A 12774-nucleotide genomic window follows, 5' to 3' on the forward strand; every position below is an offset into this window, starting at 1 on the left:
TAAAGACCTGTCTTTTTTTTATATATGATGAATACAAAAGTAAAAAAATGGGAGAATGTTAATAGAGGTGATTCTATGATTAATGAAATTGAAAAAATAGACTTTAATTACATCGAAAAAATATCTATAAAAAAGTGTTTTGAATGGGATATAATTCCAATGAGAATTGAAAATAGATTAAAGATATTTTCAAATAAACATTTAGAAGAAAAAGAGCTCTCATTTCTATCATTAATACTTGATGAAAAGTTTAAAGTAGAGATAGTAGAAGATTTAAAAATACAAAAATTTAAAAATATTATTTTATTAGAATATGAAAAAAATGATATTGAAAATATTGTTATAGAAGAAGGAATTAAAGAGCGGGCAAGTGATATTCATTTTGAACCTAATGAACTAGGTGTAGATATAAGGATGAGAGTAGATGGATTACTTGGAATAAAGTATAGAGTTTCATTAAACAAATATGAAAAAATGTTATCACGAATAAAAAACAAAAGTAATTTAGATATAACAGAGAAGAGAAGACCTCAAGATGGAAAAATGAATTTTAAGTTTGAAAACAAAGAATATAATTTAAGAATTTCAGTAATAAAAACAATTTATGGAGAAAAGCTTGTTTTAAGAATATTGAAGAAAAGTATTATAAGACTCGACTTTAAAGAAATTGCAGCGGATGAAGAGAAGAAGAAGGTATTATTAAATATAGTGAAAAAACGTGATGGGTTAGTAATAGTAAATGGCCCAACAGGAGCTGGAAAATCAACGTCATTATACTCTATTCTAGAAGGAATTAAAAATCAAGGGATAAATATAACGACCATAGAGGACCCTGTGGAGGTTCCATTAGAAGGGATTACACAAATACAATTAAATAGGGATATCAATTTAGACTTTAGTAATGCTCTAAAATCAGTATTAAGACAAGACCCTGACGTAATAATGATTGGAGAAATCAGAGATTCAGAAACAGCAAAGATTGCAATTAGATCATCTATTACGGGACATAAAGTTTATTCAACAGTACATTCTATTTCGCCAAGAGAAGTATATTTTAGACTGCATGATTTAGGGATTGAGGAACGAACTTTAAAAGAAGCTTTAATTGGAATAATATCGCAAAGATTATTAAGGAAGTTATGTGAAAAATGTAAAGAAACAGAAGTGGCTGAAATAAAGAAAGAAAAAATAGAAGTATCAAAAGCGGTAGGCTGTGAGGAGTGCAATTATACAGGTTATAAAGGAAGGGTACTAGTAGCACAAATAACTAAGATAGATAAAGAAGTTTCATTACAAAAATTGCATGAAGATAAGGAGCTTCTTAATAATAAAGAGTTAGTAGAAATGGGGAAAAATTATTTAAAAAATGGAGTAATTAGTTATTTAGATTATATGGATTTTATAAGTGAGCAGGAGGAGTAAATGATAAAGAGTAAAACTGATTATAAAAGTATAAGCTTGATAATTGAAAATTTAGAGAAACTTTACTCCGATGGAATTGGCATAATTTTAGCCTTTGAATTGATATTAGAATTAAATTTTAAAAAAGAATATAAAAAAAGTTTATTAGATATAAAGAAAAACTTAGAAATGGGTAACTCTTTAGGAGAAAGCTTTGAAAAGCATAAAAAACTTTATCCAGAATTTTTTATAAACATACTAAAAGTTGGAGAAGAAACAGGAAAGTTAAGTTATGTATTAAAAGGATTAAGCAAATATTATAAAAATACTTATGAATATAGAAATAAGATTAGAAAAAGTCTTATATATCCAAGCATAACATTAATATTTTTAATCCTAATTTTAATTGGAAGCTTATATTTAATAATTCCAACCTTTAATGAAATAATAATGGAAAAAGAAGCATTACCTACCATAACAAAACAAATACTTTCATTATCGATATTTTTATCTACAAATAAATTTATAGGATTTATTTATATAAGTATTATTTTAATAGTGTTTCCTAGTGTAATAATTCTATTAAAAGGGGAAAGAATAAAAGATATTTTTTTGAAAAAGACAAAGATTTATAATATGAAAAATGAATATGAAATATTATTGATTTTAAACTTATTTATTCAAAGTGGAATAAACATTCCAAATGGAATAGAATTTTTTAATAAAAATAGAGAAGATGATTTGAAAAATAGTTTAGATACCATAAAAAAAGAAATATTATTAGGAAAATCTTTAGTAAGTTCTTTAATAAAGTCAAATCAAATTAGTCAATATTCAATAGCGATGGTAAAAATAGGTGAAGAATCTGGAAATATAGAAAGTAGACTTACTGTTATTTTAAATAATTTAGAAAATGAAAGAGAAGAAAAAATTAAAACGCTAATGACATTTATTCAACCTACATTAATGATTATATTAACTGGCGGAGTGATATCCTTTATGACATTATTTCTGTTTCCAATTATAGATACTATATACGGAGGTGGATTTTGAAAAAGAGGAAGGGGTTTACTTTAATTGAAACAGGCGCAGTAATAACTATAACTATTTTATTGTTTGGATTAGGAGGAGTATCTTATGGAGCATATTCTGATTATAAAGATGAAATTATAGAGCGGGAATTTTTGAATAATTTATATAATCTAATAAATACAGGAAGAGATTTATGTATTGAAACAGAGTTAGGTGGAGAAATAGAATTTAATTCAAAAGAACAAATAATACAGTTTGAGATAAATAGCAAAAAAGATTTAACGAAGATAATAAAAGTTCCAAAAGAAGTAAGATATAATACACCACTTCTAAAAATAAAATCAAATGGAGATCTTCCAGCTTGTTCAATTGAGTGGGAAGGGCGGAAAAGTAAAAATAAATATAAATTAACTATACAAGTGGGAATAAGTACAGTGAGGATATATGTAAATGAAAAAATCCAAGAAGGGTAATATCTTAATAGAATGTATAATTGGGATGTTTATTGTAACTTTAGCATTGTCATTAGTAGGAGGAGCATTATATAAATATTATATAATTTCAGAACTAGAAGCGAATAAAAGCATAGAGTTAAATTGCATAGAAATATTAAAAAAAGAAATAAAGTATAACTTAGAATTATGTACATTAGAGGATATTCTAAATAAAAATGAATACATTTACATCGGGTTTGAAAAAGATTTAGAAAGAAAACTATTAGAAGAAGATGTTGAAAATTTATTTTTTACTGAAGAGAAAGATGTAAGTATTAAAAAAATAAGAAATTTAGATACTGGTATAGAAATATCAGTAAAGGTAGATAAATATGGCTATGAGGAGAGTTTTGAGAAAGAAAAATGGATGGAAGAAGAAGGGGAACACATTAATTGAGGTTGCTTTAGGGATGACTCTGTATCTGTTACTATTTTTAATAATAACAAAGGGAACTACAGAAATAGTCTCAGAAGTAGGATATATAAGTAAAGAGCAATTAAGAAAAAACACTGTTGAAAGTGGTGTAAAAAACATAAAGCAATATTTAAATAAAGTAGATAATCTTTACTTTGAAATAAAAGAAAATAAACTTATAATATACAAAACTTCCAAGGATAAAACAGTATTAAAAGATGAGATATATTTAGATGAAAAAAATAAATTGTGTTTGAAATATTATAGAGTTGAAAATGGAAATTCATATACAACTACAGCAGTAATACTTCCAAATATAATGGATTTTGAAGTTATAAAAAAAGGAAAATTAGTTTATTTTAAATTAATATTTAAGGAAGGTGAAAAACTAATTTGTATATGAAAAAGAAAGGAAATATTTTAATAATATCAACTTTATTTTTAAGTCTATCTTTAATCTTTTTTCTAGGTATTTATAAAGTTTTAGAGATAAGGATTTCAGAGCAAAACAAAATTTTTAATAGAGGTGCTTTAGATTTAAATAGAAGAAAAGAATATGTAGTAAAAAGAATGCAAGAGTATGCAAATGAATTAGAAAAGATAGTTTTAAATGAAAAATACCTATACCCAGATGAATTAGTAGATAGTAAATTAGCTATAAAGAGTTTACAGATGGAATTTTTAGAGGAAGAGGTTCTGTTAAGTTATATTAATGCTGGAAGTAAGGAATATAATGAATTTAAAGTTTATTATAAAAAAGAAATTTTATGTTCTTGTAAAGAAGCAGAGTGTTTATATAAAAAAGAAAGGTTTGTATTTATTCCTCAAAGGAGCGTTAAAATATGATAATTAAAAAGAATAAAAATATATTTATAGATGGTGAAAATATTATTTATCAAAAAAATATTTTAACATATGAAGAGTTATGCAAAACGATAAGAAAAAGAGAAAAAATAAATATTTACATATTAAGCAAGAATATTTATTTTAAAATTTTAGACTATAAGGATAAAGAAAGAATATATAAGTTTATGGAAAATACTTTTATAGGAAGTGAAAATTATCTTATTCATTATGAAGAGAAATTAGAAAAAACATATGTCTATGCAGTTAAAAGTAGTGAAATAGTAAGAAATGTATTAAGTAGATACGATATGGCTAAGGTTAGTCCTATCGAATTTAAAATAAAAGAATTGTTGATAAAAGAAGGAAGAAAAAAAGAAGATAAATATAAAATAACATTTATGAAAAAAGAGTTTTGTATAAGTATTTGTAACGATATGTTAATTATAAATAATATTTTAGATGAAGAAGATTGTATACAGGGAAAAATGATTTTAAATGAAAATAAGGAGAAAATATTAATTTATGGATAATAAGTTGCAAATATATAAAGACTTTTTGCCAAGAGAAATATATGAAAAAAGAAAGAAAAAAATTAAAGAGAAAAACAAGAATGCAATAGTAGCACTCTTGTTGATTAATATAATATTCTCTTTTGAAACTGTAAATAAAATTATAGAAGCAAAAGAAAATAAAAATCATAAAGAAGTAGTAGTTGAATATAAAGCGGATAAAAAAGATTCTTTATATAAATTCATAGAATTATTTAGAGGCATGGTGGCTAAAGGTGAGATTGTAAATGGTGAGGGAAGATTAGAAATAGAAGAAGTAAATGTAGGATTAATAGAAGGTAAAATGCAAATTAAAAGTATAGAAATAGATGAAGATAAAGCATATTTAGAAGTTAAAGGAGATTGAATATGAAATGGAAAATAGTATTTGGATTATTATTTTTAAGTATTAGTTTACAATTTATTTTTATTAATATAAAATTTCCTAAAAAAGTATCTGAAATTGTTTCTTCGGAAAATATATATAAAACGGAAAATGAAAAATCAGTTTATACTAAATATTCAAAATTAAAAGATATTAGGGATTTAAAAATATTGAAAATAAATAAAAATGGAACAGATATAGTGGGAGAAGTTTATTTAAAAGGGAATTGTGAGAGTATAAAAGAAAAGTTAAATAGATTAGATAAATATAGAGTTTTAGAGTATAAATTAAAAATTGATAAAAATAATTTAGAGATATATTTATCTATTATATAAAGAATAAAATATAAAATCTAGGAGATAATATTAATGGATTCATAGAAATTAGATAATATATATAATAAAAATTATGCTTAAATGAACTTAACAATTGCAATTAGAGGAGTATTTTGATAAAATATCATTGTTATGTCAGAAGAAACCAAAATATGATTATAATTGTTATATAATATGTTATTGGATTTGAAATTATACTTTTGGAGGGATATTTTATGATATCAGCAGGAGATTTAAGAAAAGGTACAACATTTGAACATGAAGGACAAGTTTTTACAGTTTTAGACTTTTTACATGTTAAACCAGGAAAAGGGGCAGCATTTGTTAGAACTAAATTAAGAAACGTTATATCAGGTTCTGTTACAGATACAACTTTCAACCCAACAGCTAAGTTCCAAGAAGCTGTAATTGAAAGAAAAGAAATGCAATACTTATATAATGATGGAGAATTATACTACTTCATGGATGGGGAAACTTACGAGCAAATTCCTTTAAACTATGAAAAAGTAGAAGAAGCAATTAAATATTTAAAAGAAAATATGTTTGCTATAATCAAGTTTTATAAAGGTGATGCATTCTCAGTTGAAGCACCAAACTTCGTAGAGTTAGCTATAACTCACACTGAACCAGGAGTAAAAGGAAATACTGCTACAAACGCATTAAAACCAGCTACTCTTGAAACAGGAGCTATTGTAAATGTACCAATGTTCGTAAACGAAGGGGATACAATTAGAGTAGATACTAGAACTGGCGATTATATGGAAAGAGTTTAATATGTTGTATTTGTTGCTAAGTTCTAGTTGAACTTAGCAATTTTCATATTAAGGAAGGGATCATAATGAAAGAAATTAGAAAAAATCTAGAGATTTTAAAAACGGAAACAGCTAAATTAGATAATAATGACATTACGTTAAAGATAATAGAAACAATAGATATGTTGACTGACAAAGTAGAAGAAGTTTTAGTTAATCAAGAAGCTATTGAGGAAAATATAAAGTTTATAGATACAGATATTTCAGGAATCCAAGAAGAGATATTTGAAGAAGTTTCTTTTGAGGATTTAGAGGAAATCGAAGATGAGTATGAAGAAATAAAATGTAGGCATTGTGGAAAACCTATATTTATTGAAAAAAGTGCTACAGAAACAAATGAAAAAATAAAATGCCCATATTGTGGGGAAAACATATTGAAATAAATATATATAAAGACCTAAGTTTAGATGACTAAACTTAGGTCTTTTTAAATTTACATAAGAATTTTAAAAAAATAAGTAATATTTACATAAGAATTAAAATATTAATTATATAGGAATTAAGATTTGCTAGATTTTAGTGAAAAGGAGGAAGAAATGTATAGAAGAGATGATTTTCTTTTAATGTTTCCTGAAAATATAAAATATAAGGTAAAAGAATATCTAAATGATGGTATTCAAGAAGTAAGAATAAAAGTAAATAAGCCTGTAATTATATATTTAAGAAGAGGAGAAGTAATTTTGAATTATACTGCGAATATTGATGATTTAAAATATATATTAAAAAGAATATCATCATATTCACTATATGCATATGAAGAAGAAATAAAAAGAGGGTTTATAACCATAAAGGGTGGACATAGAGTTGGGCTTGCTGGTGAATGTGTTATGAGTGAAAAAACAGTAAGAACAATAAAAAATATTAGTTCAATAAATTTAAGGATTACTAGAGAGATTTTTGGGTGCAGTAAAAAGCTTATACCATATTTAATCCAAGATAACAGAGTTTTAAATACAATTATAGTTTCTCCACCTAAATGTGGGAAAACAACTATTTTAAGAGATTTAACTAGAGTTTTATCAAATGGAGATAGCATAAATAAATTAACAGGGAAAAAAGTTGTAGTTATTGATGAAAGAAGTGAAATAGGAGCTTGTTATGAAGGCATTCCGCAAATGGATGTAGGAATAAGAACAGATATTTTAGATAATTGTTATAAAAGAGAAGGGATATTAATGGCGGTGAGAGCATTAGCACCAGAAGTTATAATATGTGATGAAATTGGACGAGAAGAAGAAATTGAAGAAATAAAAAATGCATTTAATTCAGGTGTTAATTTGATTTTTTCAGTACATGGAAAAGATTTTGAAGATTTATATAAAAGAGATGGGATTGATAAACTTTTAAGTAAGGGATTGATAGATAGAGTTGTTGTTTTAGCTTCAGATGGAGAAAGATTTGGAGTGGAGAAAGTTTATAGTAGAAAATCAGAGGGGGAATTTAGATGCTTAAATATCTATTGATAATTTCGATTTTCTTGTTTTGCTCATATACTGGAATTTTGCTTGGTAAAAGATATATAAATAGATATAAAAATTTATGTGAAGTGAACAAGTACAGTAATCTTTTGAAAAATGAAATTTTATATAAAAATACTCCGCTTCCAGAAGCACTTATAAATATTGAGAATAATGAAAATAAAGTATTTGGAGAAATTTTTAAACAAGTAGCAGAAGATTTAATATGTGGTAAAAAATATACAGCATATGATTCTTTTAAAGAAATATATATAAAACAAAAGAGTGAATTTTATTTTACAAAGGAAGATGAAAAAACTATTGCAGATTTTTTGATGGTTCTAGGCGAATCAGGTGTGTATGGACAGCAAAATGCATTTGATTTATTTAAGATGAATATTGAAAGAAATTTAAAAGAAGCAGAAGAAGTATCTAAAAAAAATTCTAAGCTATATAGCTCATTAGGAGTTTTAACAGGTGCTATGATATCAATTTTTTTAATATAGGAGGACGATGATGTTAGATGTAGGATTACTTTTTAAATTAGGTGGAATAGGGATTTTAATGGTCATATTAGATAAAGTGTTAAAAAGTAGTGGGAAAGATGATATAGCAGTAATTACAAATATGGCTGGAATAGTGATTATTTTAGTGATGGTAGTTTCAATGATAGGAGATCTATTCCAAACTGTAAGAACAATGTTTATGTTGTAGGAGGAAGAAAATGCTAATAATAAAAATAATAGCATTTGCATTTGTTGCTCTATTTGTATTTTTATTATTTAAGGGAAGAAGAGATGATATAGCTGTATTAGTTTTATTAATTGCAGGAATAGCAATATTAATAGTTATTATTTCTCAACTTGGAGAGATAATAATATTTTTTAAAGATATAGCAAATAGAGCAGGCATGGATGTAGTGTATGTAGGGATAATACTAAAAATAATAGCAATTGCATATTTATCTTCATTTGCAAGTGAGATATGTAAAGATGCAGGAGCAGGTTCCATAGCTTCTAAAATTGAGTTAGCAGGAAAAATTCTAATATTGCTTTTAGCAATTCCAATATTAATGTCAGTATTAGAATCTATTTTGAGGATAATTCAATGAGAAAATTAAAAAAGATATTTAGCCTACTTACACTTATATTAGTAATGCAAATAGTTTTACCTAATGGAATTTATGTATATGCAAATACAAATGAAAATACAGGGTTAGAATCAACAAATGAAATAAAGGAAGAATCAGATAAAAAATTAAATACATTATATGATTATATAAATAAGATGAAAACTGATGATGAATTGTTAAATGAGCTAGATCCTAAAGGATATGTAGAGTCATATATAGAAAATGGGACTGGAACTATAGGATTAAAAGATTTAGGACTTATGGTTGTAGGTATATTATTTAAAGAAGTTAAATCAGTTTTAAAGTTGGTTTTATCAGTGGTTTGTATAGCTATGCTGTGTGCATTGCTAAAGAATTTAGAAGATGCATTTAGTAATGAAAATATATCAAATATAGCATTTTATGCATGTTATTCTGTTTTAATAATTATACTTTCAAGAAGTTTTTTAATATCTATAGATATTGCTATAAATGTAATAAAAGGTATTTCAGAATTTATGAATGCACTGCTCCCAATTTTAGTTGGAATGATAGCTTTGACAGGTGGATTTGTACAAGCAGCTACAATGGATCCTATAGTTCTTGCATCAGTAATAATAATTCCTAAAATCTATGAGTTTATTATAATACCAATTATATTAATAAGTTTTGTTTTGAAATTTGCAAATAATCTATCTACAGAACATAAAATAGATAATCTTTGTAAACTAGTAGGTCAAAGTGTTTTATGGCTCCAAGGAATTGTAATAACGGTTTTTATTGCAATGCTTACAATAAGAGGAATAACAGCAGATACTATGGATGCTGTGGCTTTAAAAACAACAAAGTTTGCAGTAGATAATTTTATTCCTATAGTAGGAAAAGCTTTTTCAGATGCTATTACATCTGTTGCAGGATATTCTCTAATAATAAAAAATGCAATTACAGGGGTTGGACTTATAGTAATAATATTAATAGTGCTATATCCTATTGTGAAGTTAATGCTAATGTCATTTATATATAAAATATCAGCATCTTTAGTTGAACCAGTAAGTGATAAAAGAATAACTAGCGCATTAAGTATGATAGGAGAATCAATAACTTTACTTACTTCATGTGTTATAAGTGTTAGCTTTATGTTTTTTATTCTGCTCGGAATATTAGCATCAGCAGGTAAATTTATAGTGGGGGGATAAGAATTATGGAGATGATAAAAGAATTTGTAGTTACATTAGTTAGTACATTAGTTCTTATAACTGCTGTTGAGATGATCTTACCTGATAATAAAATGAAAAAATATAGTAAATTTATACTGGGGTTAATGCTCATAGGAGTTATTTTAAATCCAGTGATAAAATTTTTCTCAAGTGGAGAAGAAACCATAGAAAAGAAAATTGAGGAGTATAGCTCAATAGAGTATTCAAAAGATGAGAAAGAAAAAATAAATGCAAAAGAAATACAACTTCAAAATTTTAAAGAAAATATTTCGAAGAATATAAATAACATATTAAAAGATAAGTACAAAGGAAAAGATTTTTCAAATGAGGTTGAATGTACTATTGATTTAGACAATATGAATGTAGCTATTGACAAAGTCATAGTATATGTAGATGAAAAGGAAAAGGTTAAAACAGTAGAAAAAATAAAGAAAATAACGATAGGAGAAAATGGGAAAGAGACAGAAGTAAAAACTAATAAAGAATATGAAGAGATACGAGAATTTTTATCAGATGAGTTAAACCTAGATAAGGTGAAAATAAAAGTATTAAAAAAGGAGGGGTAAAATGGATTTTAAGAAAATAAAAGAAGAATTTAATAAACTCATGAAAGATAAAAAATTTAGTGGATTAATAGCAATAGTATTAGTGTTACTTATTATGTTTTTAGTGTTTTCATTTTTTAGTAAGGGTAAAAATGAGATAAAAGAAAATGAAGGAACTATGAATGTAAATGCAGAGGTGCCTGATGCAAAAAATAATCAATTAAATAATAGTTATGAAAAAGTAGAGAAAGAGGAATTAATATCAATACTTCAAAAAGTTGATGGGGTTGGTAGAGTAGATGTGAAAATGACATTTGAAAGTGGTGAAGAGAAGGTTGTTGCATATGACAATAACACACAAACTACTGTTACAGAAGAAGAGGATAGTCAAGGTGGAAAGAGAACTAATGAACAAAAGAATGATGGAAGTCAAGTTGTAATGTCTAATAATAAAGATGGTAATGAGCCTTTTGTAACAAAAGTATATAAACCTAAAGTTGTAGGTGTAATGGTTACAGCAGAAGGAGCTAGCAATAGCAAAATTAAATATAATATTGAAAAAGCAGTATCAGATTTATATAATTTATCTTTTGATAAAGTAAATGTATATCCAATGGTAAATTAGCATATAAATTAATAAGTAACTTAAAGGGGGAGAATTTATGTCAACAAAACAATTTGGAATAATCTTTACACTAGCTGGGCTAGTAATATGTGTAGGACTTTTATCAATAAAGCTTAATTCAGAGGGGTTAAAATCACCAGAGGATTTGGCTGCGATAGCATTAAATGGAGAAAGTGGAGAAAAAGAAACTAAACCAGAAGGAGAAAATGAAACAAGTGCAGAGGGAGAAGACTTTTTCTATAATGCAAAAAGTGAAAGAGAAAAGAAAGATGCTGAAGTAAAAGCAAATTTAAAAGCTGTAGTTGAAGATAAAAATACATCGGCAGATGTTAAGAGTAATGCGCAAAATGAACTTTTAAGAAAAACTAAAGATACAGACAATGAAAATAGAATTGAAATTAATATAAAAAATAAAGGTTTTAAAGAAGCAGTTTGCTATATAGAAGGCGAAAAGGCAAGAATTTATGTTAAGGGAGAAAGCATAAATCAAGACCAAAGTAGAGAAATTAAAGAAGTTGTCCAAAATCTTACTGGAATAACTAACATATCAATAGAAGTGAAAAAATAATTCGTTGTAATGTAAATTTATATTTGTTATAATAAGCGTAAGACAAAAAGTTTTGATAATTCAAAACCTTAGGAGGTTTGGTTTCATGGAAAATTTAAATGACAATAATGTTGGAGTTGTAAAAATATCTGATGAAGTTGTTAGTGTTATAGCAGGTATTGCAGCTGAGGAAATTGATGGAATTTTAGAATTCCAAAATGGTGTTACAAGCAATATTTCTCAAATGCTTAAAGGAAAAAAGAAATCTTCAGGGAAAGCTGTAAAAGTTAGTTTAGAAGAAGACAGAGCTAAGATTGAAATGGCTGTTACTGTAAAATATGGAGTGAAAATCTTAGATGTAATAGGTCAAGTTCAAGAGAATGTTAAAAGAACTGTTGAAGCCATGACAGGACTTGAAGTTAGCACAGTTGATGTATATGTTCAAAACATTTATGTTGAGAAAGAGCATGACAAAGAAGTTAAGGAAAAGTAGTATCACCCTCTGTATAAGCAGAGGGTGTTTCCTTGTTTAATATATAATAAAAAAAAGAAAAATAGTTAAAACTAAAGAAGGATTTAGTTTTTAGGAGGAAAATAATGAGTAGAAAATTATCAAGAGAAAAAGCAATGGAATTAGTATTTAGTATGATGATAACAAAAGAAGGACACGGGGAAGCAATTGAGACTTTTGTTGATAATTATGAAGATGACATAGAAATTTTAGAAATGGATTATATAAAAGAAGTATTAAGAGGAATAGAAGAAAATAAAGAATACATAGATTCATTAATAGAAAAGAACTTACAAAACTGGAAAATGAATAGAATTTCTAAAGTTAACTTAGCTATTTTAAGATTAGCTGTTTATGAAATGAAATTTAGAGACGATGTTCCAGATAGAGTTGCTATCAATGAAGGAATAAACTTAACTAAAAAATATTCAGATTTAAAATCAAAAGCTTTTGTAAATGGAGTACTAGATAATATATTAAAAGAAAAATAGGG

General features: G+C 25.9%; 21 protein-coding genes. All 21 read left to right on the forward strand.

Annotated elements, in window-relative coordinates:
• Nucleotides 1-75: 75 nt before the first annotated feature.
• Nucleotides 76-1422, forward strand: coding sequence for a GspE/PulE family protein (locus Q0W06_RS07560; RefSeq protein ID WP_297633454.1), 1347 nt, complete (start codon nt 76-78; stop codon nt 1420-1422).
• Entirely contained in the window at nt 1423-2454 is a 1032-nt protein-coding gene (locus Q0W06_RS07565; protein WP_297633456.1) for a type II secretion system F family protein, read from the forward strand.
• Complete coding sequence (locus Q0W06_RS07570; RefSeq protein WP_297633458.1) at nt 2451-2906, forward strand: type II secretion system protein; 456 nt, start codon at nt 2451-2453, stop codon at nt 2904-2906. Before Q0W06_RS07565 ends, Q0W06_RS07570 begins: the two co-directional genes overlap by 4 nt.
• Nucleotides 2884-3324 carry a hypothetical protein gene (locus tag Q0W06_RS07575; protein ID WP_297633460.1) on the forward strand — a complete coding sequence of 147 codons (441 nt, stop codon included), beginning with the start codon at nt 2884-2886 and terminating at the stop codon, nt 3322-3324. Before Q0W06_RS07570 ends, Q0W06_RS07575 begins: the two co-directional genes overlap by 23 nt.
• Nucleotides 3278-3745, forward strand: a complete 468-nt coding sequence (locus tag Q0W06_RS07580) for a hypothetical protein (protein WP_297633462.1) — start codon at nt 3278-3280, stop codon at nt 3743-3745. The genes Q0W06_RS07575 and Q0W06_RS07580 overlap by 47 nt, the downstream gene beginning before the upstream one ends.
• The gene (locus Q0W06_RS07585) at nt 3736-4188 is read left to right on the forward strand and encodes a hypothetical protein (RefSeq protein ID WP_297633464.1); all 453 of its coding nucleotides are present in this window, start codon (nt 3736-3738) and stop codon (nt 4186-4188) included. The genes Q0W06_RS07580 and Q0W06_RS07585 overlap by 10 nt, the downstream gene beginning before the upstream one ends.
• Nucleotides 4185-4718: a hypothetical protein gene (locus Q0W06_RS07590; protein WP_297633465.1), complete on the forward strand. Its 534-nt coding sequence runs from the start codon at nt 4185-4187 to the stop codon at nt 4716-4718. The genes Q0W06_RS07585 and Q0W06_RS07590 overlap by 4 nt, the downstream gene beginning before the upstream one ends.
• Entirely contained in the window at nt 4711-5103 is a 393-nt protein-coding gene (locus Q0W06_RS07595; RefSeq protein WP_297633467.1) for a hypothetical protein, read from the forward strand. Before Q0W06_RS07590 ends, Q0W06_RS07595 begins: the two co-directional genes overlap by 8 nt.
• A 2-nt stretch (nt 5104-5105) precedes the next feature.
• Complete coding sequence (locus Q0W06_RS07600) at nt 5106-5456, forward strand: hypothetical protein (RefSeq protein WP_297633469.1); 351 nt, start codon at nt 5106-5108, stop codon at nt 5454-5456.
• A gap of 215 nt (nt 5457-5671) precedes the next feature.
• On the forward strand, nt 5672-6229 hold the full coding sequence (gene efp / locus Q0W06_RS07605; protein ID WP_297633471.1) for an elongation factor P: 558 nt from the start codon (nt 5672-5674) through the stop codon (nt 6227-6229).
• A 65-nt stretch (nt 6230-6294) separates the two neighbouring features.
• The gene (locus tag Q0W06_RS07610) at nt 6295-6651 is read left to right on the forward strand and encodes a CD1247 N-terminal domain-containing protein (RefSeq protein ID WP_297633473.1); all 357 of its coding nucleotides are present in this window, start codon (nt 6295-6297) and stop codon (nt 6649-6651) included.
• Nucleotides 6652-6804: 153 nt separating this feature from the next.
• Complete coding sequence (gene spoIIIAA, locus Q0W06_RS07615; RefSeq protein WP_297633475.1) at nt 6805-7731, forward strand: stage III sporulation protein AA; 927 nt, start codon at nt 6805-6807, stop codon at nt 7729-7731.
• Complete coding sequence (locus Q0W06_RS07620) at nt 7713-8231, forward strand: stage III sporulation protein AB (RefSeq protein ID WP_297633477.1); 519 nt, start codon at nt 7713-7715, stop codon at nt 8229-8231. The genes spoIIIAA and Q0W06_RS07620 overlap by 19 nt, the downstream gene beginning before the upstream one ends.
• Nucleotides 8232-8241: 10 nt before the next feature.
• The gene (spoIIIAC, locus tag Q0W06_RS07625; protein ID WP_297633479.1) at nt 8242-8439 is read left to right on the forward strand and encodes a stage III sporulation protein AC; all 198 of its coding nucleotides are present in this window, start codon (nt 8242-8244) and stop codon (nt 8437-8439) included.
• 10 nt (nt 8440-8449) lie between these two features.
• The gene (gene spoIIIAD, locus Q0W06_RS07630) at nt 8450-8836 is read left to right on the forward strand and encodes a stage III sporulation protein AD (protein ID WP_297633480.1); all 387 of its coding nucleotides are present in this window, start codon (nt 8450-8452) and stop codon (nt 8834-8836) included.
• On the forward strand, nt 8833-10032 hold the full coding sequence (spoIIIAE, locus tag Q0W06_RS07635; RefSeq protein ID WP_297633482.1) for a stage III sporulation protein AE: 1200 nt from the start codon (nt 8833-8835) through the stop codon (nt 10030-10032). The genes spoIIIAD and spoIIIAE overlap by 4 nt, the downstream gene beginning before the upstream one ends.
• 5 nt (nt 10033-10037) lie before the next feature.
• Entirely contained in the window at nt 10038-10619 is a 582-nt protein-coding gene (gene spoIIIAF, locus Q0W06_RS07640) for a stage III sporulation protein AF (RefSeq protein ID WP_297633483.1), read from the forward strand.
• A 1-nt stretch (nt 10620) separates the two neighbouring features.
• On the forward strand, nt 10621-11223 hold the full coding sequence (spoIIIAG, locus tag Q0W06_RS07645) for a stage III sporulation protein AG (protein WP_297633485.1): 603 nt from the start codon (nt 10621-10623) through the stop codon (nt 11221-11223).
• A gap of 37 nt (nt 11224-11260) precedes the next feature.
• A complete protein-coding gene (locus tag Q0W06_RS07650) occupies nt 11261-11791 on the forward strand; it encodes a SpoIIIAH-like family protein (protein WP_297633487.1) in 531 nt (176 codons plus the stop codon).
• A gap of 85 nt (nt 11792-11876) precedes the next feature.
• Complete coding sequence (locus Q0W06_RS07655; protein ID WP_297633489.1) at nt 11877-12263, forward strand: Asp23/Gls24 family envelope stress response protein; 387 nt, start codon at nt 11877-11879, stop codon at nt 12261-12263.
• A gap of 104 nt (nt 12264-12367) precedes the next feature.
• On the forward strand, nt 12368-12772 hold the full coding sequence (nusB, locus tag Q0W06_RS07660; RefSeq protein ID WP_297633491.1) for a transcription antitermination factor NusB: 405 nt from the start codon (nt 12368-12370) through the stop codon (nt 12770-12772).
• Nucleotides 12773-12774 lie beyond the last annotated feature (2 nt).

The sequence above is a fragment of the uncultured Clostridium sp. genome (genome assembly GCF_947072515.1).
Lineage (GTDB): Bacteria > Bacillota > Clostridia > Clostridiales > Clostridiaceae > Clostridium.

Coding starts and splice junctions, on each gene's coding strand:
- spoIIIAC (WP_297633479.1), top strand. CDS start 8,242: ATGTTAGATGTAGGATTACTTTTTAAATTAGGTGGAATAGGGATTTTA.
- Q0W06_RS07560 (WP_297633454.1), top strand. CDS start 76: ATGATTAATGAAATTGAAAAAATAGACTTTAATTACATCGAAAAAATA.
- spoIIIAD (WP_297633480.1), top strand. CDS start 8,450: ATGCTAATAATAAAAATAATAGCATTTGCATTTGTTGCTCTATTTGTA.
- Q0W06_RS07610 (WP_297633473.1), top strand. CDS start 6,295: ATGAAAGAAATTAGAAAAAATCTAGAGATTTTAAAAACGGAAACAGCT.
- efp (WP_297633471.1), top strand. CDS start 5,672: ATGATATCAGCAGGAGATTTAAGAAAAGGTACAACATTTGAACATGAA.
- nusB (WP_297633491.1), top strand. CDS start 12,368: ATGAGTAGAAAATTATCAAGAGAAAAAGCAATGGAATTAGTATTTAGT.
- Q0W06_RS07655 (WP_297633489.1), top strand. CDS start 11,877: ATGGAAAATTTAAATGACAATAATGTTGGAGTTGTAAAAATATCTGAT.
- spoIIIAF (WP_297633483.1), top strand. CDS start 10,038: ATGGAGATGATAAAAGAATTTGTAGTTACATTAGTTAGTACATTAGTT.
- Q0W06_RS07575 (WP_297633460.1), top strand. CDS start 2,884: ATGAAAAAATCCAAGAAGGGTAATATCTTAATAGAATGTATAATTGGG.
- Q0W06_RS07650 (WP_297633487.1), top strand. CDS start 11,261: ATGTCAACAAAACAATTTGGAATAATCTTTACACTAGCTGGGCTAGTA.
- Q0W06_RS07590 (WP_297633465.1), top strand. CDS start 4,185: ATGATAATTAAAAAGAATAAAAATATATTTATAGATGGTGAAAATATT.
- spoIIIAA (WP_297633475.1), top strand. CDS start 6,805: ATGTATAGAAGAGATGATTTTCTTTTAATGTTTCCTGAAAATATAAAA.
- Q0W06_RS07565 (WP_297633456.1), top strand. CDS start 1,423: ATGATAAAGAGTAAAACTGATTATAAAAGTATAAGCTTGATAATTGAA.
- Q0W06_RS07600 (WP_297633469.1), top strand. CDS start 5,106: ATGAAATGGAAAATAGTATTTGGATTATTATTTTTAAGTATTAGTTTA.
- spoIIIAG (WP_297633485.1), top strand. CDS start 10,621: ATGGATTTTAAGAAAATAAAAGAAGAATTTAATAAACTCATGAAAGAT.
- spoIIIAE (WP_297633482.1), top strand. CDS start 8,833: ATGAGAAAATTAAAAAAGATATTTAGCCTACTTACACTTATATTAGTA.
- Q0W06_RS07620 (WP_297633477.1), top strand. CDS start 7,713: ATGCTTAAATATCTATTGATAATTTCGATTTTCTTGTTTTGCTCATAT.
- Q0W06_RS07595 (WP_297633467.1), top strand. CDS start 4,711: ATGGATAATAAGTTGCAAATATATAAAGACTTTTTGCCAAGAGAAATA.